Source organism: Pseudoalteromonas sp. OFAV1, assembly GCF_021532595.1.
Taxonomy (GTDB): Bacteria; Pseudomonadota; Gammaproteobacteria; order Enterobacterales; family Alteromonadaceae; genus Pseudoalteromonas; species Pseudoalteromonas lipolytica_C.
Genome location: NZ_JAKGBG010000063.1, coordinates 1 through 24,244, shown reverse-complemented (window position 1 = coordinate 24,244; position 24,244 = coordinate 1). Strand labels below are relative to the sequence as shown.

Sequence of the window (24,244 nt, the reverse complement as noted above, 5' to 3'; positions counted from 1 at the left end):
ATTTTTTGCTAAATCAATCGCAATAACGTTAAGATTCACCATGTATGGACTCCTTTTGTAAAAGTTTTGTCGCTTATTACGTTACCCCCCTGTGGGAGGGGAGTCCATACATCTCTGTGGTTAGAAAGAGATTACAATTAACTGATGTACCCTTATTCATCTCTCTGTGCGCATAAAAAATCCTACGGGCTGATTTAAGATTAAGAGCACTAACAGATGCTTTTAGGGCGCTTTCCAACTTTAATTTGTACCTTTTTCAATTTAAAAATAACAACTTACTGATTGCCGTAATTACAATTTATCTGTAACTTGTGTCGCCCATTTCGCTACGCACTACTATAATATTAAGCGAAATCAACATTTTCATACTAAATACTAGGGATACACAATGAAAAAACTTCCTATTGCATTGGCTCTATGTGCTGCTTTTGTGTCTGCAAACACAATGGCAGAGGTTCGCATAAATGGCTTTGCTTCTATTGTTGGCGGTAAAGCCCTTGACGACGACGCAACGCTTTATGGTTACGATGATGATATTTCGTTTAAAAACGAAAGTATGTTCGCATTACAGTTTTCTGCAGATTTACAAGAAAAGCTAAGCGCTACGGCACAAATTGTAGCGCGTGGTAGCGATGATTTTGATGCTGAGTTTGAGTGGGCTTATTTAACCTATGAGTTCAGCGATGAGCTACAAGTGAGTGCTGGTAAAATGCGTGTGCCTTTTTACCGTTACTCAGACTTCTTAGACGTTGGTTACACATACCGTTGGGTTCGTCCGCCGCAATCTGTTTATAACCTTCCGTTTTCAACGTATGAAGGCCTGAGTCTGTTACACAACACACAATTAGGTGATTGGGATTCAACCGTTCAAGTTATTTACGGTAGCTTCGATGGCAACATTGCTGTGGTATCGGTTAATGGCGATACAGAGCTTAATGATATTGCTGGTATCAACTGGACGATGAGCTACGACTGGTTCAGTGCTCGTGCTGCATACTTTGTAGCAAACACAACAATTGCAATCGAAAACGACACCGATGCAGGTGTTGCGCTTAATGGCCTTGAGCAAACGCTAAGAGCTGCGGGCTTTGTTGATCAAGCTGATGATATTGCTGTTAACGAAGATGATGGCTCTTTCTTCGCTGTGGGCTTTTCGATTGATTACAACGACATTCTATTTGATGCTGAATACACTGAGTTTGAAGTAGAAAACAGCGCCCTTGCTAAACAAACTCAATACTATACCTCTGTTGGTTACCGTATGGATGAGTGGATTGTGCACTTAACTTACGAAAATAACGACGACAAACACGATAGCAACCGCTACAACGCACTACCTGCAGTACCAGCTTTAAACGCAGGTATTAATCAGGTGCTTGAGGGCGTAAAAGCGAAGAGCAATGTGTATACCATTGGTACTCGTTATGACTTCCACCCATCAGCTGCTTTAAAAGTAGATTTCAGCCGCTTTAAAGATGATATTACAGATACAGAAACCGACGTTGTTGCTGTTGCTGTTGATTTAGTTTTTTAATTGGAGTTTATGATGAAAAAATTATTAATCGCTACAGCACTCACCGTTTGTTCGCACGCTGCATTTGCTGATGTTGCTGTTATTGTAAACCCTGCAAATGGCAATGCTATTGATGAAGGAACTATCAAAAAGATTTACCTTGGCAAAGCAAAGTCGTTTGATGATGGCACCAAAGTAAACCCGGTAAACCAAGACGGCAACAGCGTAAGCGACGAGTTTAACGATAAGGTGGTTGGTAAGTCGAGCAGCCAGCTTAACGCTTATTGGTCAAAGCTGGTATTTACAGGTAAAGGTACGCCACCTGAAAAACTAGCAAACGATCAAGCTGTTATTGATTTTGTTGCAGCCAATAGCGACGCCATTGGTTATATCGATGCAGCAAAAGTAACTGATAAAGTTAAAGTAGTAGGTACTTTTTAAGTGCTAGCTTAAATACTCACTACGTTAATAAAAAACCAGGCGATGCCTGGTTTTTTATGCGCATAAATTACTCAACTTTAAATTTTGCAGTGGCGTCGAGTAACGAATCAGAAAGGTAATGAAGGTTCTTCGCTACATCACGTACCGCCGAGAGCGAATCCATTGTTTCTTCAAACGACATATGCATATTCGACACGTTCTCAACCACCATACTTGCCACAGATGTTTGTTCTTCGGTGGCTGCGGCAATCTGAGAGTTCATGCCGTTAATTGATAATATCTGCTCAGAAATTTTATCAATAGATTGCCCTGTATTCTCAGCAGCTTCAGCATTGTTTGTAGCCATATCTCGGGCTGAGTTCATAGCAGTTACCGCATCGCTTGCTGCGGTGGTTAGCGTTGTAAGTAGCTCTCTGATTTCGTTAGTTGAGTGTGATGTTCTTGAAGCAAGCTCACGCACTTCGTCAGCAACAACCGCAAAACCACGGCCTTGTTCACCTGCACGCGCAGCTTCAATAGCCGCATTTAAAGCAAGTAAATTAGTTTGCTCAGCAATCGAAGTAATGACGTTTAAAATTTGCGTTACATTTTTGGTGTCATTCGCCAGCTGGTTAATTGTCGAAGCAGCTTGGTTAATTTCATCACTTAATGTACGTGACTCACTTACAGAGCGTCTTATTTGCGTTCGGCTTTGCTCTACTTCCCGTTCTGCGGTTTGCGCAGCTTGCGATGCGTTTGCCGCTGAGTGAGAAATATCAGCAACACTTTGACGCATTTCTTCCATCGATTGCTTTACGATTTCGGCATCTGATGTTTGTTTAGTTGTTGCACGCTCGGCGCGTTCCATACCTTGCACAAGCCGGGTTGAGTTTTCCATTAATGGCTCACACACCGCTATTACTTCAAGTACAGCAGCCTTTAGTAGCTGTATAAAGGCATTAAAATTAATTGATACCTGACCTATTTCGTCTTTAGCGTGTACTTCAAGTTGAGTGCTCAGCGAGCCTTTACCATCGGCTAACAAACGTAAGTTACTTGCCGCAGCACTGGCTGATGAGCCAATTCCACGGGCAATCCAAATCGATGTAGCAATTAGTAACAGTAATGAAACTACCGAGACAATCAGCATTAAATTAAGCGCATTGTCTGAACGAGCTTTGGTTGCTTGTACAAGCTCAAAAAAGCGATCATCAGCGCGAGATTGAGCACGCTTAAAACCTTCAAGCACGGCTTCGTACTGTTTGGTTTTTTGTTGGGCTTGCTGCTGAATTTTGCTGAAGTCGGCAGTACCTTCAATCATCGAGCTTGCAATACTCGAAGACGTTTGTGCATAAAGCTCTAACTGTTTTTTTGTATCGCTATTCACGTAGCCATCGTTAATGCTGATGATGTCTTGTAGGTTTTCGTTAATCTTTTTATAGGTTTGTGCTGCGCTATCGACTAAATCTGATTCACCAAATGTCACTGCCTGTGTATATAGTTCGTCTAGTTTTTCGAGTAAGGCTACATTGGCGGTAGTAAGTTTTACGACTTGATAAGATGACTTTTCTAATTCATCGAGTGAAATTTTGTTATCGTTCATAGCGATAAAGTTGGTTACCACTATAATCACGAATGCCGTTATGGCAATGCATGTTATGGCATGTATCTTTTTTGAAATGCTTAAGTTGTTGAAAGAGAAACCTGCAGACATTTAATCCACCTTTGCTGTCATAGTCTTAATATTATCGCCCGATTTCCCTAAAGTATTAACTATATTTATATATTTTCAGGTTTTTTTCGTATTTTGTGCCGTTTTTTAGGATCTGGATGAAGAGCGAGAAGATAATATTCAAAAAGACAAGAGCTTTCAGCCTTCAACTCTGAGATGCGCGAAACAAGTTTCACGCCTACGCGTAGCAGCGGGTTTATACCGTGTCATCAGGTGCTAGATTTTGGGCACTAGGCGCTAGGACGCGATGTAAAATCGCTACTACCTCGAATCTCGCATCTCATAACTTTCCCCTTTCCCCTTGAAACTTTCTCTTTTTTAATGGCGTTCTTTGGGGCTGATCTGTATAATCCGCGGCCTATTATTTACCCTATTGCTTGTTTATTTTCGCAGTTTCTGCGCCCATAACCCTGTCAGTATTTTTCTAGGAATAATTCGTTGATTTCAACAGCAAATATCACCATGCAGTTTGGTGCAGAGCCTTTGTTTGAGAACATTTCAGCTAAGTTTGGTAATGGCAACCGCTATGGTTTAATTGGCGCGAATGGCTGCGGCAAATCAACCTTTATGAAAATTCTAAGTGGTGCGCTTGTGCCAACCTCTGGCAATGTGTCGATTGCACCGGGTTTAAAGCTAGGTACGCTTAGCCAAGACCAGTTTGCGTTTGAGCAATACACTGTAGTTGATGCGGTTATCATGGGTGATGCCGAGCTTTGGAAAGTAAAACAAGAACGCGACCGTATTTATTCACTGCCAGAAATGAGTGAAGAAGATGGCATGAAAGTCGCTGAGCTTGAAAGCGTTTTTGCCGAAATGGATGGCTACACAGCAGAAAGCCGTGCAGAAGAAATTTTGATCCAAGCGGGTATTGAGCAAGAGTTTCATTACGGCTTAATGGCGAACGTTGCGCCGGGCTGGAAACTACGTGTGCTTTTAGCACAAGCGCTGTTTGCAAACCCTGATATTTTGCTACTTGATGAGCCAACCAATAACCTTGATATTCACACTATTACTTGGCTAGCTAACGAGCTTAACCAGCGAAAGTGTACGATGATTATTATCTCGCACGACCGTCACTTCTTAAACTCGGTGTGTACACACATGGCCGATATCGACTACGGTGAGCTAAGAATTTATCCAGGTAACTACGAAAAGTGGATCGAAGCTTCAAGCTTACAACGCGAACAACTGCTTGCTGAAAACGCTAAGAAGAGCGCTGAAATTGACGAGCTACAAGAGTTCGTAAACCGCTTTGGTGCTAACGCATCAAAAGCAAAACTAGCCAGCTCTCGTGCTAAGCGCATGGATAAAATTAAGCTTGATGAAGTAAAAGCTTCAAGCCGTATTAGCCCATCACTTCGTTTTGACGAAGGCAAAAAGATGTATCGCCAAGCATTAGAGCTTACTAAGCTAGGTCATGGCTTTGAGGGTGAAACCCTATTCAGTGGTGGTGACTTATTGCTAGAAGCCGGTGCTAAGCTTGCGGTTATTGGTGAAAATGGTGTTGGTAAAACCACCCTATTACGCTGCCTAGTGAATGAATTACAAAGTAACGAGGGTGTGGTTAAGTGGTCTGAAAATGCCAGCATTGGTTATTGCCCGCAAGACAGCAGCAAAGAGTTTGATAACGACTTAACTCTATTTGATTGGATGTCGCAGTGGCGTACCGCTAAGCACAACGATTTAATGGTGCGTGCTATGTTAGGCCGTTTATTATTCACCGCAGATGACGCTAACAAAAAAGCGCGTAACTGCTCGGGTGGTGAAAAGAACCGTCTATTGTTTGGTAAGCTGATGATGCAAGACATCAATGTGCTAATTATGGATGAGCCAACTAACCACATGGATATGGAAGCCATTGAAGCGCTCAATAATGCTTTAAAAGATTACCAAGGCACGCTTATTTTTGTGAGCCACGACCGTGAGTTTGTATCGTCATTAGCGACTCGTATCATCGATATTAAAGATAAAAAGCTTATCGATTTTCAGGGCACGTTCGACGAATATATGGACCATGTTGCGCAACAAGCGCAGTAAGCTTAAACAGGTTTTATAGCTATTCCCTTTATTTGGTGGCTTTGGTGGTTCTGTTTAGATTTAAACATTGAACCACTAAGTGGCTACGTGCTCCGCAAAGAAACTAAATTCACAAAGAGGATAAAAGACGCTTCGCTTTAGAGGATTTAAATTAAGTAACTGTCTATTTCGCATACTCATTGTCTTCTCTTTATGAAAAAGATATTGGAACCACAGAGGACACCGAGGCGCTGCGCGCTTCACAGAGAAAACAATATTTACAAAGAGATTATGGTTTCTCCTTCTCTTACTCTGTGCTCTCTGTGTCCTCTATGGTTAGAAAAAGATCCAGCAGGCTAATACAAATTTAATAATTATCTGAAGTCCGCTCATTCACTTCTCTTTGTGAAAAAATATTGGGACCACAGAGGTCACCGAGGAGCTGCGCACTACACAGAGAAACTAAATTCACAAAGAGGATAAGAGACGCTGCGCTTTAGAGGATTCTAATTGAGTAGCTGTCTATTTCGCATACTCATTGTCTTCTCGTTCTCTTCTCTTTGTGAGTAAAGACAATTGAACCACAGAGTACATAGAGGCGCTGCGCGCTACACAGAGAAAACAATATTTACAAAGAGATTATGGTTTCTCCTTCTCTTACTCTGTGCTCTCTGTGTCCTCTGTGGTTAGAAAAAGATCCAGCAGACTAATATACATTTAATAATTATCTGAAGTACCCTCTTTCACTTCTCTTTGTGAAAAGGTTATTGGAACCATAGAAAGCACCGAGGCGCTGAGACGCGATGTAAAATCGCTGCTACCTCGTATCTCGTATCTCGTATCTCGTATCTCGTAACTTTACTCTTTCCCCTCGTAACTTTCCCCTTGTAACTCGCTAACTTCCCTACATTAAAAAAGGCTACATATTGTGTAGCCTTTGTACTTAAAGGAATTTTAAATTAAATATCAAAGCGATCGGCATTCATTACTTTTACCCATGCGTCGACAAAGTCTTTCACAAAACGCTCTTTGTTGTCGTCTTGTGCGTAAAACTCTGCGTAAGAGCGTAGGATTGAGTTTGAGCCAAACACTAAATCAACGCGTGTTGCCGTCCATTTAGTTACACCCGTGCTGCGTTCAATTATGTCGTAATAGCCTTTACCCAGTGGTTTCCAGGTATTAGCCATATCAGTTAGGTTAACGAAAAAGTCAGTACTAAGTGTGCCTACGTTATCTGTAAATACACCGTGTAAAGTGCCATTATGATTAGTACCAAGTACACGCATACCACCAACAAGAGCGGTCATTTCTGGTGCAGTTAAGCCCATTAATTGCGTGCGCTCTAACATTAGCTCTTCTGCTGAAACAGCGTAATCTTCCTTGAGCCAGTTGCGGAAACCATCATGAATTGGCTCAAGTACGTCGAACGAGTCTGCATCTGTCATCTCGTCCGTGGCATCACCACGACCCGGCGCAAATGGTACAGTTACATCAACACCCGCGGCTTTTGCTGCTTGTTCAACCGCTGCTGTACCACCTAAAACAATTAAGTCAGCTAGGCTTACTGGTTTACTTAAACTCGCTTGTACTGACTCAAGTGCGCTTAATACTTTAGCTAAACGCTTTAGTTCATTACCCGGCCAATCTTTTTGCGGCGCTAGGCGAATACGTGCACCATTTGCACCACCACGATGATCTGAACCACGGTAAGTACGGGCGCTATCCCATGCTGTAGTGATTAAATCAGCTTGGCTTACACCACAGTTAAGTAGCTTGGTTTTAAGCTCGCTAATTTCGCTGTCTGATAAGGTGTAATCCACCGTTGGGATCGGATCTTGCCAGATCAGATCTTCGCTTGGTACATCGGCACCCAAATAACGTGATTTAGGACCTAAGTCGCGGTGAGTCAGCTTGAACCATGCACGTGCAAACACATCACTAAAGTATTCAAAATCATCGTTAAAACGCTCGATAATCTTACGATAGGTTGGGTCCATCTTCATTGCCATATCGGCGTCGGTCATGATTGGGTTTAAACGAATTGATGGATCTTCAACATCAACTGGTTTGTCTTCTTCTTTAATATCAATTGGCTCCCACTGCCATGCACCTGCTGGGCTCTTCTTAAGTTCCCACTCGTAGTTAAGCAGCAAGTAGCAATAACCGTTATCCCATTTGGTTGGGTGAGTTGTCCACGCGCCTTCGATGCCCGACGTCATGGTATCGCGACCAATACCGCGTGAGTTATGATTGTTCCAACCTAGGCCTTGCTCAAACACATCAGCCGCTTCTGGCTCAGGGCCAACGTTTTCTTCGCTACCATTACCATGAGTTTTACCCACGGTATGACCACCCACTGTAAGTGCGGCAGTTTCTTCGTCATTCATTGCCATACGGGCAAATGTTTCGCGAACTTGTTCAGCCGTTTTAAGCGGATCAGGATTACCATTCACCCCTTCTGGATTTACATAAATTAAGCCCATTTGTACTGCTGCCAATGGGTTTTCCATAGTGTCTGGTTTTTCTACATTTGAATAGCGCTCATCACTAGGTGCTAACCATTCTTTTTCAGCGCCCCAGTAAACGTCTTTTTCTGGATGCCAAATATCTTCGCGACCACCCGCAAAGCCAAAAGTTTTTAAACCCATTGATTCGTAAGCCATATTACCGGCTAAGATCATTAAATCAGCCCAAGAAAGTTTGTTACCGTATTTCTTCTTAATTGGCCAAAGTAAACGACGTGCTTTATCTAAGTTGGCGTTATCTGGCCATGAATTTAATGGTGCAAAGCGTTGGTTACCCGTACCACCGCCACCGCGACCATCTTCTAAACGGTATGAACCCGCTGAGTGCCACGCCATACGGATCATTAAACCACCGTAATGGCCCCAGTCAGCTGGCCACCATTCTTGGCTTTCGGTCATTAGGTTTTTTAAATCGGTTTTAACGGCTTCAAGGTCTAGAGATTTGAATGCTTCTGCGTAATTAAAGTCTTTGCCGTAAGGATTCGTTTTGCTGTCGTGTTGATGAAGAATGTCGAAATTGAGTGCGTTTGGCCACCAGTCGGTATTTGATTGAGCGGTGACAGTGTTACTACCATGCATTACCGGGCACTGGCCCGTTTTTCCATTACTCATTATATGCTCCTCATAAGCTAAAAATATGACGAAACGCTAAAAGTTCACTTTTATCCCTTTCGTCATAAAGAGAGATTTTCTAATAGTTATGAATAACTAATAGCAAATAAGTTCCTGTTGTTTAAAACTATAGGAGTTGTACTTTGATAAAGCTAGATTAAGAACATGGTTTTAAATCGATTGCACCGATAGAAAAATCTGATTTGATTCATTTTGCAAAACCGTCCATTTTATAAGGGTATTATTAAACAGCGAGTAGCCCTTATGAAAACCATTAATCCTGACGTTGCTAGACAACTAAGCATTAACTTTTTTATCGCCAATTTACCTATTTTGATGTTAACGGGCCTCGTAATCGCATCGCTTGTAGGATTAACTTTTCGAAGCATGGTTATGTTTTGGCTGGCACTACTAATAACACCTATAAGCCTAAATTATTTATATTCTAAAAAACGTATTAAGCAGTTTTGCAAAGACAACAAATGCACTGATATTTCTTGTCTTGCCAAGCAAACTGATTAATTTTTAATTTTATTACCCAGTCACCAGATTATTTAGCCTGCAACTTGTTTAAAAATTAATTAGTTATGCAAGTTTTTGCGGCAATTTGAAAGTGACGGTAACGCCGTTATTTGGCTTGCTATCGATGCTGACTTCGCCTTGCAGTGCTTGCGTTGCAAGGTTATAAACTATCGACATACCCAAACCACTACCGCCATTGCCACGTTTGGTGGTGAAGAATGGCTCAAACACTTTATGCATTACATCTTCACTCATGCCATGACCATTGTCTAAATAGCAAATAGAGTAGGTATCGCTTTGTTTATCAACGGTTACTGATATTGTTATTTTATTTTGATCTCTGCCCACAAACCCATGTACACAACTGTTGTTAACAAGATTCAGAAAAATTTGGCTTAATGCCCCAGGTACAGTTATTAGCTTAAGGTCGTCATTACATTGAATATCGACTTCGATATTATGGCTTCGGGTCAATGGCATTAAACTATGTATAATATTTTCAAGGTAGTCTTTGATGTTTGTTTCAAGTAAGTTCAAAGATGATTGGTCAACAGCAGTTTGCTTAAAATCACTAATTAGCTTTGCCGCGCGCTCAAGATTTGCAAAAGAAATCTTAAAACATTCATTTAAGTGATTCATTCCTTCAAGTAATGCCGTTTTAGTTAAGGTATTAGACTCTATTAATTTATTTAAGGTATTAAGTTTATCTTTTGCGGAGCTATTCGCGGTGACTGCAATGCCAATTGGGGTATTTACTTCATGTGCTATACCCGCCACGAGGTTACCAAGCGAGGCCATTTTTTCTGATTCGATCAACTTTTCTTGCATGGTCGTCAATTCAGATAAGGTCACTTCGAGCGTGCGAGTACGCTCTGCCACCCGTTGCTCTAATAATTGATTGGCACGTTCAAGTTTGGCATTGGTTCGTTCATTTTCTTGAGCCGACAGTGCTCTGCCATATAAATCTGCTAATGCACCGATAAATGAACACTCATCTTCACTCCAGTGCCTTGCTCCACCAATATGCTCACAACAAAATATTCCGATCATTTTACCTTTATAGCGAATCGGCGCATCGAGCATAGCGCCAATATTAAGCGGTTTCAGGTAGCTTTCACTAAACTCAAAGGTGGCTGGATCGGTATGGGCATCTTCTGCGGTGATAGTCCGCTGGGTATCGAGCGCTTTAAAATATGCTGGATATGCATCGCGTGGAAGAACCAGTGTCTGAATTTCCTGATTATTCTCTCTATCAAGTAATAATCGGCATTCAATGGCGGTGTTTTCGGCATTTAAAAGCCAGATCCCAGCTCTGCCTATTTCTAGGCCATCAAGAACAGCATTAAGGATTAAGCGTTCAGCTAATTCAACATTACCACTGTCAAGATCAGAGGAAATTGATACTCCATAGAGCAGTTGGACTAGTTGTTGGCGCATACCATCACCTTTTAGTTTTACATCAACTTAAGTCTAGACGAACATAGCCATTCTTAAAGACTGACTTTGAATTTTTAAAAAACCTTTTAGTATTAAGTGGTTGTTCAGATAGACACAGGTATATTTATACCTAACTCCTGTTGATACCCCTTACGACTTTATGTTGTTTAAGCAGTTTGGCCAGCTCTCCCCCGAGTTGGCTTTTTTTTGCCTAGTCCCCAGTGCTCACGCATGTTAAAGTGAACTTAGAATTCACTAAACATAAATAAGTTATGCGTTATATCTTAATTTTAATCACTTTTTTAATGAGCTTTCATACGCTAGCGGCAGCCCAAAATGAACCTGAAAACCGCCCAGCCCTTAGTGAAGCCGAACAACAACAAGCACTGAATAACCTTCAAGAACCAATGTATAAGCCTCTTTTAGAGCGTTATATTCTTGATGAGTTAAAAGCAGTTCGCCAAGATCAGCAAAAACTGAGAGAAGATGTCACTAAGCAAGTCACTCATACGCAGTTAGATACAGCCGATCGCGCGTTAACCTACACGACAGACACCATCAATAATGTGTTTTTCATTATTACAATTACAGCCTCAATTTTGGTTTTAGTTGGTTGGAATTCACTGCGTGATGTGAAAAACAAAGTAGAAGATATTGTAAATACGCGTGTTAGTGCCATCACTAAAGAATACGAAGAGCGCTTAAAAGTTCTTGAAGAAAAACTACGTGAGCGATCTGAAGAGATCTTATTAAATCAGCAAAAAATCTCGATCACTAACGAAGTTCATTCACTGTGGATGCGTGCTAACTTAGAAAGTGATGTTGCAAATAAAGTAGAGATTTTTGACGAGATATTAAAACGTAAACCTGAAGACGTAGAAGCGATTGCTTATAAAGCAGATGCACTGTTAGAAATTAATGAAACGGGTGAGGCTATTGAGCTATGTAATCAAGCCCTCGAAATAGACAGTGACTATGGCTATGCATACTGGCAACGTGCTTGTGCTTATGCATTACTTCATAAACACGCTGATGCGATGGCCGATATTCGTATGGCACTTGAATACTCACCAAACCTTCGTAACGAGCTATTACACGAAAGCGCGTTTGCCAGCCTTCACGACAACGACAGCTTTAATTCGTTGTTAAATGAAACGGTTTAGCCTAACCCCATGTAGCAGCGGGTTTATCCCGCGTCATAGGCGCTAGGATTTAGGATTTAGGCTCTAGGATTTAGGTGCTAGGTGCTAGGACGCGATGTAAAATCGCTGGCTTTTAGCCGTTAGAGGTCAGATATTAGATGTCAGTCGAACGGCGGGGTTGGTTAGTTCGAGTGTTTTTCTCTGCAATGAAAACCTTGTTCGAGGCATTGTAGGAGGTACTTTAGTGCCGAATTGAACGTAGAAATGAGCGGTCAGTCAGACGCGCGAAACAAGTTTCACGCCTACATGTAGCAGCGGGTGTATCCCGCGTAATAGGCGCTAGGATTTAGGTTCTAAGACGCGATGTAAAATCGCTGCTACCTCGTTACTCGCATCTTTCCCCTTGTAACTTGCTAACTTGAACCCACTGACTTTCAGCTCTCCAACAAAAAAGAGCAGCTGCGCTGCTCTTTTCTAATGCCTAACGAAAGAATAACACTTTGGTTATTTTGCCGTTTTCGACTTGATAACTAGTTACAAACTCGGCTCGCTTATCAACGACTTTGGGATCCTCAGAACAAGTCTCTGATAGTTCATGATCAATCACTATATTACCGTGCACAATGCGTTTTATTGGCGATGACTTAATGCACTTTAACTTTTTGAACATGATACCGTATCGTGCAATTAGCTTTTCTTTACCGGTAAACATAAGCTCATTTGGAAACGTATAAAACTCTACATTTTCATCATACATTTTGATAAATGCATCGATATTACGAGCGTTGTACGCTGCAATAACTTGCTCGATTACAGCCATAGATTCTCGTGACTGACGAGCTTTTTCTTGCTGTTTGGCTGTTAAGGCTTCTTTAGCTTGGTTTACTGCTTTTGTTGCTTCAGCAACTGCTTCTTGCTTTTCAGCTGCGGTTTTAGGTTGCGCAGCAGGTGCCGGGTTTACAGAGCCTATTACCTTACTATCATCAGCTTCGGCAACCGTCGCGGTTGCTGCTTCTTTCTTTTCAGTGTCCTTATTAACGGCTTCTGGTTTAGTTACTTCAGTTTGGCTTTTAATTACCGCAGAGCTTTCGCTCTCTGTAGCTTTGTCTTCAATAAATTCTAAACGTGCAACATCTTTCTTTTCTGTTTTTTGTTCGGTTTGTTGCTGGCTTTGTTCACTAGTTTGATCACTAGCAAAAACCTGCCATGTGAATAGTAAACTGATGGCAAAAAATAACGGTTTCATAATTTTCCTAAATGCATCATGCCTCAATAAAGGCGCTAAGGTAGCAAATTATAGCTGTTTGGCATAGTTTTTTACCAATATTGCTCTACTGTGATCTGCCCAGGTTCACGACGTCTATTGCGGCTAAAACCAAGCTCTAACAAAATAGCCGTAGTATCTTTTACCATTTCTGGATTACCGCAAATCATAAACTGTGTGGTGTCGGGAGCAACAGGACGGTCTATAACTTGAAATAAACGACGGTCTTTGATCACATCCGTGATCCGGCCATTAAATCCCACAGTGGCTGACTCTCGGCTGACTACAGGCGAATAGTAAAGATTTGGGTACTGATGCTGGAGCGCTTTGATTCGCTCTTGATAGCTTAAGTCCTCGTTAAAACGTACACCATGCACCAAATGAACATGCTCAAACTTTTGCCACACTTCGCCCTGCTCTAATATTGATATAAAAGGCCCTAGCGCCGTTCCTGTGCTCAGCATATATAGCTGTTCACTGCTTGGCACTTCATCAAGAGTAAAAAAGCCTGTAGCACGACGCTCAATTGTCACTGAGTCGCCCGGCTTTAATTGTGCAAGCTGTTGAGAAAGTTGTCCGTCTTTAACATTAATAAGATAAAACTCAAGATCAGGATTATTTGGTGCATTCACGTAAGAATATGCGCGTGCTACGCGTTTATCACCCACTTGCATTGCAAGCTTTGTAAACTGCCCAGCCGTGAATGGCTCTACATCGGCATTAACAATTAAGCTAAATAATGAGTCGGTCCACCATTTAACGTTTTTAACTTTTGCTTCAATCCAATTAGACATACAAACCCTCGAGTATTGTTCCTCTATTAAAGGTGGCAACAATTGCTTGAATTTTCAAGTTTTAAGGGGTAGTTGCGAGATGCAAACTGGATTTTATGCGAGATAAATACGCAGCTATAAAAAAAGCCGCATAAATGCGGCTTTGAGGTTAGTCTCACTTCACTTTGGGCGTGTTTCCAAATTTCAGTGAATACGTTACCAAGGAACTTATTTAAATTGATTCTAAAGCAATTTTAACCATTTCGTTAAAGGTGCTTTGACGCTCTTCACTTGGTGTCGCTTCACCAGTGATTACGTGGTCACTAACAGTAAATAGTGCCATCGCTTTTGCGCCATACTCAGCGGCTACGCCGTACATGCCAGCTGTTTCCATATCAACAGCAAGTACGCCTAGCTTGTCTAATTCTTGATAGAATGTGTTATCTGCTTGATAGAATGTATCTGTTGTAAATACATTACCTACCTTCGCTTCAATGCCTAAATCTTTTGCTGCGTTTACACCATTAAGTAATAAACCAAAATCAGCAATAGCGGCAAAGTCGTAACCACGCACGCGTGCACGGTTTACATTTGAATCTGTGCTTGCACCTTGTGCAAAGATAACGTCACGGATTTTGATGTCGCTACCAATACCGCCACAGGTACCAATACGAATTAGATTTTTAACGCCGTAACTAACGATCAATTCACGGGCATAAATTGACATTGATGGAATACCCATCCCAGAGCCCATAATACTCACTGGTTTACCTTTGTAGGTACCGGTAAAACCATACATATTACGAACGCCTGTTACTTGTTTTGCGTCATCTAAAAAGTTTTCAGCAATGTATTGAGCGCGAAGCGGATCACCCGGCATTAATACCGTTTCTGCAAATTCGCCTACATTGGCACTGATATGAGGAGTACTCATTATTGGTTTCCTTTTTTGTTCGCTAATAGCTCATCTTTAAAGCTATCACCGTATTCAAGTGCAGGAAGATTAAACCACTGGGCAAGGGTTTGACCTATGTCTGCAAAACTAGCTCGTTCTCCAAGCGGGGTGTTTGTCATTCCCGGTTGGTAAGCAAGTACTGGCACGTATTCACGTGTATGGTCAGTACCTGCTGCTGTTGGATCACATCCGTGATCGGCAGTGATGATTAACACATCATCGCTATTTAGCTGATTTAAGATGGTTGGTAGGTAATCATCAAACTCTTTTAATGCTCTAGCATAGCCGACTGCATTACGGCGATGACCGTACTTTTCATCAAAATCAACTAAGTTTGTAAAAATCAAACTATGATCAGGTGCACTTGCGATGACTTCTGAGGTTTTCTCAAGTAAGTTCATCAGTCCTGGCGCTTTGTGTTTTTGGGTGATGCCTTGATGCGCATAAATATCGGCAATTTTACCAATACTTATCACTTCACCGCCGTCTTGCGATAATTTATCAAGCAAGGTTGGCGACGGTGGTAGCACCGAATAGTCACGACGATTACCTGTGCGGGCAAAATCGTCACGGCTCGAACCCAAAAATGGCCGCGCAATCACTCTTCCTATGTTCATTTCATCAAGCAGCGCCCGTGCGATTTCGCAAACCTGATAAAGTTTCTCCAGTCCAAATGATTCTTCGTGCGCGGCTATTTGAAACACGCTATCAACTGAGGTGTAGCAAATCGGCATGCCGGTTTGCATGTGCTCTTCACCTAGTTGTTCTAAAATGGTTGTTCCTGAGGCATAGCAGTTACCTAAAATGCCCGGAATACCAGCACGAGCAATTAGCTCGTCAACAAATTCTTGTGGAAAACACGGCTGTGTGTTTGGGAAGTAACCCCAATCAAATAACACAGGTACGCCGGCCATTTCCCAATGACCTGAAGGCGTGTCTTTACCACTTGATAACTCTTTAGCGTAACCCCATGCGCCAATAGGTGCTTGGCGGTCACTGACTAAACAAGGTTCTTTACCTGCGGCTTCGCATGCATCAGCTAAACCTAAACGGGTAAGATTAGGTAGCGATAACTGCTCACCGGTTTCTTCTGCATAGGCTTTAAGTAAATGAGCAAAGGTATTTGCGCCTACATCACCAAACTTCTCTGCATCAGGTGCTGCGCCAATTCCTAGGCTATCTGCCATTAAGATAAGTGCTCTTGCCATGGGTACCTCGTTATCAATATGTGGCTACTTTATATGCTCTTCGAATTTTTGGTACAGGACATAAGTCCTGTTTCATAAAACAGAAACATTATAAATTTGCATCTCTAAGCGAAGCAAAAGAGATTAATCGTGTCTTTTTTGCTATTGTGATCTACCTAACAATGTTTCCTTCTGTGTGGGCGAGAACTTTAGTGACACGAACAATTATAGCTATTGCTGGCGCATCTGCGTCGGGCAAGTCTCTTTTTAGCAAGACGATTTATAACGAATTAGTCAATGAGCTTGAACCGGGCGCGATCGCAGTGATCGAAGAAGATGCTTATTACAAAGATCAGTCGCATTTGCCGTTTGACCATCGAACGCAAACAAATTACGACCATCCTGATGCTTTCGAGCATGAGCTTTTGCATGAGCACTTACTTCAGTTGCGCGCTGGAAAATCAGTAGACGTACCAACTTATGACTATGCAATGCACACCCGCAGCGATGAATCGCGTCGAGTGGCACCTGCAAAAGTACTTATCGTTGAAGGTATTTTGCTACTGAGTGATCCGGCACTTCGAAAAGAATTTGATATTAAGGTGTTCATTGATACACCGTTAGATATCTGCCTTATGCGCCGTATGCAACGAGATATGGAGCAGCGTGGCAGAACATTACAGTCCGTTGTTGATCAATATCAAGCGACAGTGCGACCTATGTTTTATCAGTTTATTGAGCCATCAAAGCACAAAGCTGATCTCGTAGTCACACGCGGCGGTATGAATCGCGTTGCCATTGATATAATTAAAAGTAAAATAAAATATTTACTGCAACAATAACAACGGGAAATAGTCAGTATGACGACATTTATGAGCTTAGTAGGCATTGTTGTGCTACTAGCCATTGCTTTCGCGGCTTCAACGAACCGTAAAGCAATTAATTTAAGAACAGTAGGCATCGCCTTCTTGCTACAAGTGCTAATTGGTGGCTTTGTCTTGTTCTTCGAAGTGGGTAAAAACGTACTGGCAAGTATGTCTCGAGGAGTGTCATCTGTTATTGGTTATGCCAATGACGGGATTAGCTTCTTATTTGGCTCACTGGCATCGCAAGATACCCTAGGGTTTATTTTTGCGATACAAGTATTGCCCGTTATTGTGTTCTTCTCAGCACTGGTTGCTGTGTTGTATCACATCGGGGTGATGGATTGGATAATCAAGATTCTAGGCGGCGGCTTACAAAAGCTATTGAAAACCTCGCGCCCTGAATCGCTTTCTGCAACCGCCAATATTTTCGTTGGCCAAACAGAAGCACCATTGATTGTTAAACCATTTATCGCCAGCATGACTAAGTCAGAGCTATTTGCGGTAATGGTAGGTGGCCTTGCTACCGTAGCTGGTTCAGTTATGGCAGGTTACGTAACAATTGGTGTAGAGCTTAAATACTTAATTGCAGCCAGCTTTATGGCAGCACCGGGTGGCTTCTTAATGGCAAAAATGATTGTGCCAGAGACAGAAACACCAAAAGAAGATTTAGCAGATTTAGAGATACAAGAAGAAAAACCGGTTAACGTAATTGATGCAGCAGCATCAGGTGCCGCAAACGGGATGCAACTAGCACTAAATGTAGGTGCGATGTTACTTGCTTTCGTAGCACTTATTGCACTTCTAAATGGGCTATTAGGCGGTATTGGTGGTTGGTTTGATCACCCAACATTAACGCTACAAGAAATTTTAGGTTACGTATTCGCTCCAGTGGCATGGTTATTAGGTGTACCGTGGAACGAAGCAGTAATCGCAGGCAGTTTTATAGGTCAGAAGGTTGTAGTTAACGAATTTGTTGCTTACCTCGACTTTATTAATTATCGCGATACGTTAAGCGCGCACACACAAGCGATTGTCACATTCGCGTTATGTGGGTTTGCTAACTTATCATCGATAGCAATTTTACTAGGTGGATTGGGCGGTATGGCGCCTGGTCGGCGAAAGGATATCGCACGCTTAGGGCTCAGAGCAGTGTTAGCAGGATCTATGGCTAACCTCATGAGTGCAGCAATTGCAGGTTTTTTCCTCTCGCTAGCTTAGAAACTTAATGAGATGAGCCGTAGTTGCAAAACAATAGGATAGAACTTTAAGGGGTTAAAGGTCTATCTGACTTGAACGATACTTCACCAAGGGCCGCAAGGCCCTTTTATCGTTTTTATGTGCTAAGATTTATTTACTAAGTCTTTTTAAGTATCCGCATGAACCGTTTTCAACTTTTTATACTGATATTTTTTCTCAGTTGGCCTGCCTTCAGTACACCAACACTTACGGTTGTCACTGAGCTTTCTCCGCCAAATCAAACGTTAATTAATAATCAAGTAACAGGTGACAGCACCGAGTTAGTCAAAGCTATTTTTGCTAAAGCAAATTTACAGGCAAATATTGAGCTCTATCCGTGGGCACGTGCTTACAACATGGCACTAAAGAAACCGAACACACTTATTTTTAGCATGGCTAAAACTCCCGAACGAGAAGCTCTATTTCATTGGATTGGAGAAATAGCAACTTATCAAATGGGCTTTGTTAAATTAAGCTCTCGCAGCGATATAAACATCACCTCAAACGAACAGGCTAAACAATACAAGATTGCCGTGCAACGACATGACCTAGCTGCTCAGCGCTTAACTGAGCGAGGTTATGTCGTGGTATATACCTCAGACATCACTAAATCATATCAGTTATTAATGGCGGGCAAGGTCGATTTAATTATTGATGATAAAAATTATATAAGTGCAATGGCTGAGCAGCTAGCACTAGATGAGGCTCGCTTTAGCTTTGCTTACGCTATCGACTTTTTAACTATGAAAGGTTATTTAGCTGCAAGCCTAAATACGCAGCCAAGCTATATTAAGGCGCTTAAACAAGCGTTTGTTGAGGTTTCAAAAACAACCCAATACCAAAACGTGATGATGACAACAAACTAGCTTTACTCTATTGGGACAAAATAATCTGCAATATATTTTTCGAGTAAACCGCGCTGAATCAATCGATCATAACTTGCCTGTAGTTTTGATAATACCTCATCAGGGATATCTTTATTAAGAGCTAAAAAGTTACCTTGTGTTCTCTCAAGCGGTAACTCAACCAGTTTGACAACCTCTTGCCCATAATGGCCGTATTGCATTAATAAATACCGAAATGACAACTCAGAGCCAACAATTAATTCAACCTTGTTTTTTAAAAACAGATTTATACATTCATAGTAATGGCTTACTTTTAATAAGTTCTTATCTGCTTTAAACCCTAAGCTCTCTAAAAAGTTTTCGTAAATACTCTCTCTAACAGTACATACGCTGTATTCTTTTACTTGTGCTAGGTCACGCGGGTTGATGTGCTCATTAGATTTGAGGCGATAAAAGAAGTTTTTTGATGACGCAAGCGGGCCTATCCAATTAAATAGTGCTTCTCTGTCGGTAATACGCGCAGTTGACACTAAACCAGACAATGGCTTTTTTTGCGCTAAATGATAGGCTCTAGGCCAAGGCAATAGCTCAAATTGACACTCAATCTCTGCTTCCACACACATTGCCCTAACAAACTCTAGGTTAATACCCTCTAGGTGACCTTTGTTGGAAAAGTTATAGGGTGGAAATTGCTCTGTATAAATGGTGATAGTTTGTTTTGCCATCAAACTCGGAGCAAAGCTAAGACAAGCTAAAAACAAATACTTTATGATAATTCGTACATCCTCATTAGATAGCCGAATTAAATATAGAAATATTCATATCTTCAGTCAATTTTTAGGCACAAAAAAAGCAAGCCGTAGCTTGCTTCTTCTTAATATTTACTTTTCAGCAAATATTATAACGGAGTGATGTTATCCGCTTGTGGGCCTTTTTGACCTTGTGAAAGAGTGAACTCTACACGTTGGCCTTCAGCTAAAGTTTTGAAACCGTCGCTTTTGATAGCGCTGAAGTGTGCAAACACGTCTGGGCCATTTTCTTGCTCGATGAAACCAAAACCTTTAGATTCGTTAAACCACTTAACTGTACCTGATACGATGTTAGACATAGTATTATTCCTGATATAAAAAAATTAAACATGCCCTAATGGGCGGGTGTAGCAAAAAATGAGATGGTACTTAAAAACTTCAGGACGGTACTACAAGTATTACTTATACAACAACGAAATAAAGATTTATTAATTACACGCTTTCTTTCTAGCTGGTGCCTACTATATAGAGTTACTTGAATAAGTCAAACACTATCGAAATTAAAACTCAAACTCTAAAGCCAAGCGAAAGCTATGGTCGCGGCCTGATTGCGATAATTCACTTATAAATCCTGCTTCCCATTTTAATTGACGCTTCGCACTAAAACGATGCAAACCAATAAAACCAGGGCCCACACCAAAAAAGTCCTCGCCAGCATAAACTTCTATTGATGGCTGAAATGCAGAGCGATAGCGATAACGGTACTGCAAACGGAACTCACTTTCCCATTCATTTTCTATATCAGCCCCCCACTCATACACTAAAAATGCATTCATAGTCAGGCTAGTACGACCAAACTCTTTTTCCCATAAAAAGCCAGTCGTCGCTTCGTATGCATCTATAGTGTGCTGCTTTTCAAGTTCAAATAGTGCCCCCCAATCTGCCCATAAACGCCCTTGTTCTACAAGTTGCCAACGTAACTCCACCTCATATGAAGATAAGCCAAAGTCACCGTTATCATCGCGTTCGCCAACTAAATACCCTTCAAGGCTCATGGTGTCGTTAATTGCACCACCAAAACCTGCGCGCTGTGCAAGCACATTGCCGTTATCGGTTTGCCTAGACACTAAGCGCCACTCAACTTCACGTTCAAAAGGCAACACGTAAGGATGATATACTTTATCAACGACCATGCCATCTGCATGGACAACGTGTGCAAAGCAAATTGCAAACAGATAGCTAAAACTGATTATTAAGAACCGCATACAGGCTCCTTTTTATGTTTAACTTTTAGAGCGCGAGCCAAGGCAATAAATACGGCGCTCGCAATTACATATACCCAAAGCGCGGTTTTACTTGGCGTGGCTTCGTAACCGACTAAGGCTTTTAGCACCCGGCCAAGTTCTGAGTTTTCGGCTAAAAAGTTGCGCCAATCTAGATAGCTTGAAGTCACATCAATTAAATCGACCTGACTCGCTAAATCAAGAAATATTAATAACTTTGCTGTTGCATTTAAGGCAAGCAATACAATCAATGGCTGCATTTTCGCTCGTCTGGCAACACTTTCCAGCAAAAAGAACAATAAAATACCAAAGCTGACACAAATTCCTATTCCTAGAAAAGTGCCAAGCAGTAAAGGCTCAGCAGCATCTTTATTGTGCCAAAAACTCACTAGGTAAATCATGTAATGGCTCAAATATAGGGTCATTGTTGCAATGAGAGCAGCGGCGGCGGCTACAGTGTTTTGTTGACAACTGATTAATGCAGCAACAAAAATCATGATACATAGCAACATTTGAATGAACTCTAAACCACGGTGTTCAAACAACTGGCTCATCGTCGCCGCACCTTGTACAAATAGCAAACTAATAATGGTGCCAATAACAGCATATAGACCTAATTGTCGCTGATTAAGAGGTACTATCAACCTGAGTAACACGGCTAAAATCACAACCGGTAAAAGCTGATTAATGCTCATTAATAAACTAGTTATCAGCATTATCTACCTCCGTAGCCACAACCGTTCCTCGGGCCGTATTAGGCGAAAATTCGCCAAAAAAGTCATAACGGCCAGGGCTTAGTGGGCCGATATAAATCACACTGGTTCGGCCAGGATAAAGCACTTTTTCGCGGTTTAAATCAAAGCTATCGAACTCTTCAGGAGTGCTATCTTGATTTTCGATGAGTAAACGTAGCTTTTTATTGGCAGGTACTTTTATTTCAGCGGGATAAAACAAATGATCTTTTAAGATCAGTTTGTATTCTTTGGCACAAGCAAGCCAAGATGACATACACAATAACATAGACAGTGCAGCAATCCATTTATTCACTGACGTCTCCTTGCATAAAGGACACGCTCACTCGCAAGCCGCCAAGGTGGCTGTCTGCTAAAGTAATATCAGCGTTATAAATCGATACTATATGTTCAACAATGGCCATACCAAGCCCAGCTCCTTGCTCACCCGATGGATGTTTATCACCACCCACGCGATAAAAGCGATTAAAAATGCGCTGTTTTTGAGCTTCATCAATACCGGGTCCCGAGTCATCTATTTGCCAGACAAAACGATTATTTTCGGTTTTCAGGGTAATACAAATCTCTCCCACAGCTGGGGTGTATTTTATGGCGTTACTCAGTAAATTGCCAAACAAAGTAACCAAGGTAAATTCGTCACCAGCAATAATAAAATCATCGCCATCAATGCTGATGGTATGCTCTTTTTCGTCTATACGATCATAAAGTTGTGCAACAACTTGCTGGCTAATTTCTAACACCGACACTGAACTAAATTGCGCCTGCCATTGCTCTGGATAAGTCCGCCCTAAAATTAGCATCTGCTCAACGATATTGCTCAACTTATCAACGCCTTTTTCCATCGCATCAAGCTCAACACTATCGACACCTTGGGCAACTAAATTATGTACATTTATTTTTAAACTACTCAGCGGCGTGCGCAGTTCATGGGCTGCATCAGAGGCAAAAAAGCGCTCTCGTAAATAGGCACTTTCAACCCGTTTAAATAGGTCGTTTAAGCGGCTAATTACGGGTTTTATTTCTTGCTCTGGGGTTTGCCAAGGGATAGCCGTAAAGTCATTTGCCTGACGATGTTTAAGTTGATTCGACAACCGAGTTAGTGGCGCAAGCCCTTGTTTTACAAACACACTAATAAGGAGAGCAAGGATAGGCACACTCCATAACAGCGGCGTCATGGCCGATAAAATTACAGTTTCGGTGAGCGCCACTCGCTTACTCAAAGGCTCAGCGATAAGCACTCGCTTATTACCTTCGCTTAAGCGATACACTTTGACTCGTTGCCCGGCCAAGTTCTCAACGCTAAACCCGGTTTGCCACTGACTTTGATTTATAGCGTTATTCTGCAATGACTTTGAGCTTGAGGCCAAGCTGTCATCAACCCAAACTTGAAATAATAACTGCGGTAAATCACTCGTATAAGCTGGGGTTTCATTACTAAGTGGTTGTTCGATTAACACATGCGCCAACGTTACCAGCTCGTTATCGAGCAGCGCTTCAGCCTGATTCATGCTTTCACGATAACCTTTAGTAAAAGCCAAAAAACAGGTTAGGATCACCATGGATAAGATAAGTAATGTCAGTCTTTTACGAATTGACACTAGCGTTTACCCACCACATAACCAATACCACGCAAGGTTTTAATAAACTCTTTTGGGAATTTTTTACGCAAGTGATGAATGTGCACTTCGATGGTATTTGACCCCACCTCTTCGCCCCATTCGTAAAGTTTACTTTCTAACTGCTGTTTTGATTGCACGCGACCTTGGTTTTCTAGCAAGGCTTTAAGGAGCATAAACTCTTTGCGCGGCAAGTTTACCGGCTCATCTTGAAATCTTACGGTAAATGCGGCGGTGTCCATTTCAACATCGCCAACTTTTAAGGTGCTGGTTTGAGCTTGGGTCAATCGCCGACTAGCGACCCGAAGACGTGCAAATAACTCTGCGGGATCGAAGGGTTTTGCAAGATAATCATCAGCACCTAAATCTAGCCCCATGACTTTATCATCAATACTACCGCGAGCGGTTAAAATCACCACCGGCAGGTTTTTACGATGCTTTTTGATGTGCTTTAGAATGTCGATGCCATCACCGTCTGGTAGTCCTAAATCAAGGACTACCAGCTCAATTTCATCATTTTGCAGCCATTGCATCGCTGACTTAACGGTTGCACTGTGTTCAACACTATAACCTTGTTGACGTAAAGAACGACACAGGCCTTCTGCCACTAAGTGGTCGTCTTCAACGAGCAATAAATGCATAGCTTATCTCTTTAATTTTTTCTCTACCTTAGCCAATAGTTTAGTAATTTCTTGTTGACGGTAAAGGTCTGCCTTTGGTCTATCAGGGCGCGCTGGCGCTTGCTGAGCTACTAATAAAAATTCTTTAGCTGACTGATACTTATGCTCATCATATAAAA

General features: G+C 41.7%; 22 protein-coding genes. 8 read left to right on the top strand and 14 right to left on the bottom strand.

Annotated elements, in window-relative coordinates:
- The first annotated feature begins 388 nt into the window (after nt 1-388).
- Nucleotides 389-1,534, top strand: coding sequence for a porin (locus L1267_RS21675; RefSeq protein WP_235384077.1), 1,146 nt, complete (start codon nt 389-391; stop codon nt 1,532-1,534).
- A gap of 12 nt (nt 1,535-1,546) precedes the next feature.
- The gene (locus tag L1267_RS21670; RefSeq protein WP_199527443.1) at nt 1,547-1,954 is read left to right on the top strand and encodes a phosphate ABC transporter substrate-binding protein; all 408 of its coding nucleotides are present in this window, start codon (nt 1,547-1,549) and stop codon (nt 1,952-1,954) included.
- A 67-nt stretch (nt 1,955-2,021) separates the two neighbouring features.
- Here the strand turns inward: L1267_RS21670 and L1267_RS21665 are convergent, their stop codons facing one another.
- Nucleotides 2,022-3,647, bottom strand: a complete 1,626-nt coding sequence (locus L1267_RS21665; protein WP_199527442.1) for a methyl-accepting chemotaxis protein — start codon at nt 3,645-3,647, stop codon at nt 2,022-2,024.
- Nucleotides 3,648-4,103: 456 nt separating this feature from the next.
- Between L1267_RS21665 and L1267_RS21660 the strand changes: the two genes are divergently transcribed.
- A complete protein-coding gene (locus tag L1267_RS21660; RefSeq protein ID WP_138558813.1) occupies nt 4,104-5,702 on the top strand; it encodes an ABC-F family ATPase in 1,599 nt (532 codons plus the stop codon).
- A gap of 938 nt (nt 5,703-6,640) precedes the next feature.
- Here L1267_RS21660 and katG read toward each other — a convergent pair.
- A complete protein-coding gene (gene katG, locus L1267_RS21655; protein ID WP_235384076.1) occupies nt 6,641-8,818 on the bottom strand; it encodes a catalase/peroxidase HPI in 2,178 nt (725 codons plus the stop codon).
- A 264-nt stretch (nt 8,819-9,082) separates the two neighbouring features.
- Between katG and L1267_RS21650 the strand changes: the two genes are divergently transcribed.
- Nucleotides 9,083-9,340: a hypothetical protein gene (locus L1267_RS21650; protein ID WP_235384074.1), complete on the top strand. Its 258-nt coding sequence runs from the start codon at nt 9,083-9,085 to the stop codon at nt 9,338-9,340.
- 63 nt (nt 9,341-9,403) lie between these two features.
- Here the strand turns inward: L1267_RS21650 and L1267_RS21645 are convergent, their stop codons facing one another.
- Nucleotides 9,404-10,777 carry a GAF domain-containing sensor histidine kinase gene (locus tag L1267_RS21645; protein WP_235384072.1) on the bottom strand — a complete coding sequence of 458 codons (1,374 nt, stop codon included), beginning with the start codon at nt 10,775-10,777 and terminating at the stop codon, nt 9,404-9,406.
- A gap of 272 nt (nt 10,778-11,049) precedes the next feature.
- Between L1267_RS21645 and L1267_RS21640 the strand changes: the two genes are divergently transcribed.
- A complete protein-coding gene (locus L1267_RS21640; protein WP_135926705.1) occupies nt 11,050-11,940 on the top strand; it encodes a tetratricopeptide repeat protein in 891 nt (296 codons plus the stop codon).
- Between the two features lie 460 nt (nt 11,941-12,400).
- Here the strand turns inward: L1267_RS21640 and L1267_RS21635 are convergent, their stop codons facing one another.
- From L1267_RS21635 to L1267_RS21620, 4 genes are all read right to left on the bottom strand, one after another.
- Nucleotides 12,401-13,165 carry a nuclear transport factor 2 family protein gene (locus tag L1267_RS21635; protein ID WP_235384071.1) on the bottom strand — a complete coding sequence of 255 codons (765 nt, stop codon included), beginning with the start codon at nt 13,163-13,165 and terminating at the stop codon, nt 12,401-12,403.
- A 71-nt stretch (nt 13,166-13,236) separates the two neighbouring features.
- Entirely contained in the window at nt 13,237-13,977 is a 741-nt protein-coding gene (locus L1267_RS21630) for a ferredoxin--NADP reductase (RefSeq protein WP_235384069.1), read from the bottom strand.
- A gap of 211 nt (nt 13,978-14,188) precedes the next feature.
- Nucleotides 14,189-14,890: a purine-nucleoside phosphorylase gene (gene deoD / locus L1267_RS21625; protein ID WP_235384068.1), complete on the bottom strand. Its 702-nt coding sequence runs from the start codon at nt 14,888-14,890 to the stop codon at nt 14,189-14,191.
- On the bottom strand, nt 14,890-16,119 hold the full coding sequence (locus L1267_RS21620) for a phosphopentomutase (RefSeq protein WP_235384066.1): 1,230 nt from the start codon (nt 16,117-16,119) through the stop codon (nt 14,890-14,892). The genes deoD and L1267_RS21620 overlap by 1 nt, the downstream gene beginning before the upstream one ends.
- A 191-nt stretch (nt 16,120-16,310) precedes the next feature.
- Between L1267_RS21620 and udk the strand changes: the two genes are divergently transcribed.
- The 3 genes from udk (at nt 16,311) to L1267_RS21605 (ending at nt 19,066) form a co-directional block, all read left to right on the top strand.
- Nucleotides 16,311-16,940 carry a uridine kinase gene (udk, locus tag L1267_RS21615; protein WP_135926701.1) on the top strand — a complete coding sequence of 210 codons (630 nt, stop codon included), beginning with the start codon at nt 16,311-16,313 and terminating at the stop codon, nt 16,938-16,940.
- An 18-nt stretch (nt 16,941-16,958) separates the two neighbouring features.
- A complete protein-coding gene (locus L1267_RS21610) occupies nt 16,959-18,182 on the top strand; it encodes a NupC/NupG family nucleoside CNT transporter (protein WP_135926700.1) in 1,224 nt (407 codons plus the stop codon).
- Nucleotides 18,183-18,340: 158 nt separating this feature from the next.
- Nucleotides 18,341-19,066 carry a substrate-binding periplasmic protein gene (locus L1267_RS21605; protein WP_135926699.1) on the top strand — a complete coding sequence of 242 codons (726 nt, stop codon included), beginning with the start codon at nt 18,341-18,343 and terminating at the stop codon, nt 19,064-19,066.
- Between the two features lie 2 nt (nt 19,067-19,068).
- Here L1267_RS21605 and L1267_RS21600 read toward each other — a convergent pair whose 3' ends face one another.
- The 7 genes from L1267_RS21600 to L1267_RS21570 form a co-directional block, all read right to left on the bottom strand.
- On the bottom strand, nt 19,069-19,770 hold the full coding sequence (locus L1267_RS21600) for a substrate-binding periplasmic protein (protein WP_138558402.1): 702 nt from the start codon (nt 19,768-19,770) through the stop codon (nt 19,069-19,071).
- A gap of 173 nt (nt 19,771-19,943) precedes the next feature.
- Nucleotides 19,944-20,153 carry a cold-shock protein gene (locus L1267_RS21595; RefSeq protein WP_036972536.1) on the bottom strand — a complete coding sequence of 70 codons (210 nt, stop codon included), beginning with the start codon at nt 20,151-20,153 and terminating at the stop codon, nt 19,944-19,946.
- A 201-nt stretch (nt 20,154-20,354) separates the two neighbouring features.
- Nucleotides 20,355-21,059 carry a hypothetical protein gene (locus L1267_RS21590; RefSeq protein WP_135926697.1) on the bottom strand — a complete coding sequence of 235 codons (705 nt, stop codon included), beginning with the start codon at nt 21,057-21,059 and terminating at the stop codon, nt 20,355-20,357.
- Entirely contained in the window at nt 21,047-21,772 is a 726-nt protein-coding gene (locus tag L1267_RS21585; RefSeq protein WP_235384065.1) for an iron transporter, read from the bottom strand. The genes L1267_RS21590 and L1267_RS21585 overlap by 13 nt, the downstream gene beginning before the upstream one ends.
- A 7-nt stretch (nt 21,773-21,779) precedes the next feature.
- On the bottom strand, nt 21,780-22,097 hold the full coding sequence (locus tag L1267_RS21580; RefSeq protein WP_138558418.1) for a cupredoxin domain-containing protein: 318 nt from the start codon (nt 22,095-22,097) through the stop codon (nt 21,780-21,782).
- Between the two features lie 19 nt (nt 22,098-22,116).
- Entirely contained in the window at nt 22,117-23,427 is a 1,311-nt protein-coding gene (locus L1267_RS21575) for an ATP-binding protein (RefSeq protein WP_235384064.1), read from the bottom strand.
- Nucleotides 23,427-24,086 (bottom strand): response regulator transcription factor, encoded by a 660-nt coding sequence (locus L1267_RS21570; protein ID WP_135926694.1) that lies wholly within the window; start codon nt 24,084-24,086, stop codon nt 23,427-23,429. Before L1267_RS21570 ends, L1267_RS21575 begins: the two co-directional genes overlap by 1 nt.
- Between the last annotated feature and the right edge of the window lie 158 nt (nt 24,087-24,244).

Bases quoted from the DNA above. Each gene is read 5' to 3' on its own strand.
- L1267_RS21580 (WP_138558418.1), bottom strand. From the start codon at position 22,097: ATGTTATTGTGTATGTCATCTTGGCTTGCTTGTGCCAAAGAATACAAA.
- L1267_RS21570 (WP_135926694.1), bottom strand. From the start codon at position 24,086: ATGCATTTATTGCTCGTTGAAGACGACCACTTAGTGGCAGAAGGCCTG.
- L1267_RS21665 (WP_199527442.1), bottom strand. From the start codon at position 3,647: ATGTCTGCAGGTTTCTCTTTCAACAACTTAAGCATTTCAAAAAAGATA.
- L1267_RS21640 (WP_135926705.1), top strand. From the start codon at position 11,050: ATGCGTTATATCTTAATTTTAATCACTTTTTTAATGAGCTTTCATACG.
- L1267_RS21590 (WP_135926697.1), bottom strand. From the start codon at position 21,059: ATGCGGTTCTTAATAATCAGTTTTAGCTATCTGTTTGCAATTTGCTTT.
- L1267_RS21670 (WP_199527443.1), top strand. From the start codon at position 1,547: ATGAAAAAATTATTAATCGCTACAGCACTCACCGTTTGTTCGCACGCT.
- L1267_RS21605 (WP_135926699.1), top strand. From the start codon at position 18,341: ATGAACCGTTTTCAACTTTTTATACTGATATTTTTTCTCAGTTGGCCT.
- L1267_RS21620 (WP_235384066.1), bottom strand. From the start codon at position 16,119: ATGGCAAGAGCACTTATCTTAATGGCAGATAGCCTAGGAATTGGCGCA.
- L1267_RS21630 (WP_235384069.1), bottom strand. From the start codon at position 13,977: ATGTCTAATTGGATTGAAGCAAAAGTTAAAAACGTTAAATGGTGGACC.
- L1267_RS21610 (WP_135926700.1), top strand. From the start codon at position 16,959: ATGACGACATTTATGAGCTTAGTAGGCATTGTTGTGCTACTAGCCATT.
- katG (WP_235384076.1), bottom strand. From the start codon at position 8,818: ATGAGTAATGGAAAAACGGGCCAGTGCCCGGTAATGCATGGTAGTAAC.
- deoD (WP_235384068.1), bottom strand. From the start codon at position 14,890: ATGAGTACTCCTCATATCAGTGCCAATGTAGGCGAATTTGCAGAAACG.
- L1267_RS21675 (WP_235384077.1), top strand. From the start codon at position 389: ATGAAAAAACTTCCTATTGCATTGGCTCTATGTGCTGCTTTTGTGTCT.
- L1267_RS21595 (WP_036972536.1), bottom strand. From the start codon at position 20,153: ATGTCTAACATCGTATCAGGTACAGTTAAGTGGTTTAACGAATCTAAA.
- L1267_RS21600 (WP_138558402.1), bottom strand. From the start codon at position 19,770: ATGGCAAAACAAACTATCACCATTTATACAGAGCAATTTCCACCCTAT.
- L1267_RS21585 (WP_235384065.1), bottom strand. From the start codon at position 21,772: ATGAGCATTAATCAGCTTTTACCGGTTGTGATTTTAGCCGTGTTACTC.
- L1267_RS21645 (WP_235384072.1), bottom strand. From the start codon at position 10,777: ATGCGCCAACAACTAGTCCAACTGCTCTATGGAGTATCAATTTCCTCT.
- L1267_RS21650 (WP_235384074.1), top strand. From the start codon at position 9,083: ATGAAAACCATTAATCCTGACGTTGCTAGACAACTAAGCATTAACTTT.
- L1267_RS21635 (WP_235384071.1), bottom strand. From the start codon at position 13,165: ATGAAACCGTTATTTTTTGCCATCAGTTTACTATTCACATGGCAGGTT.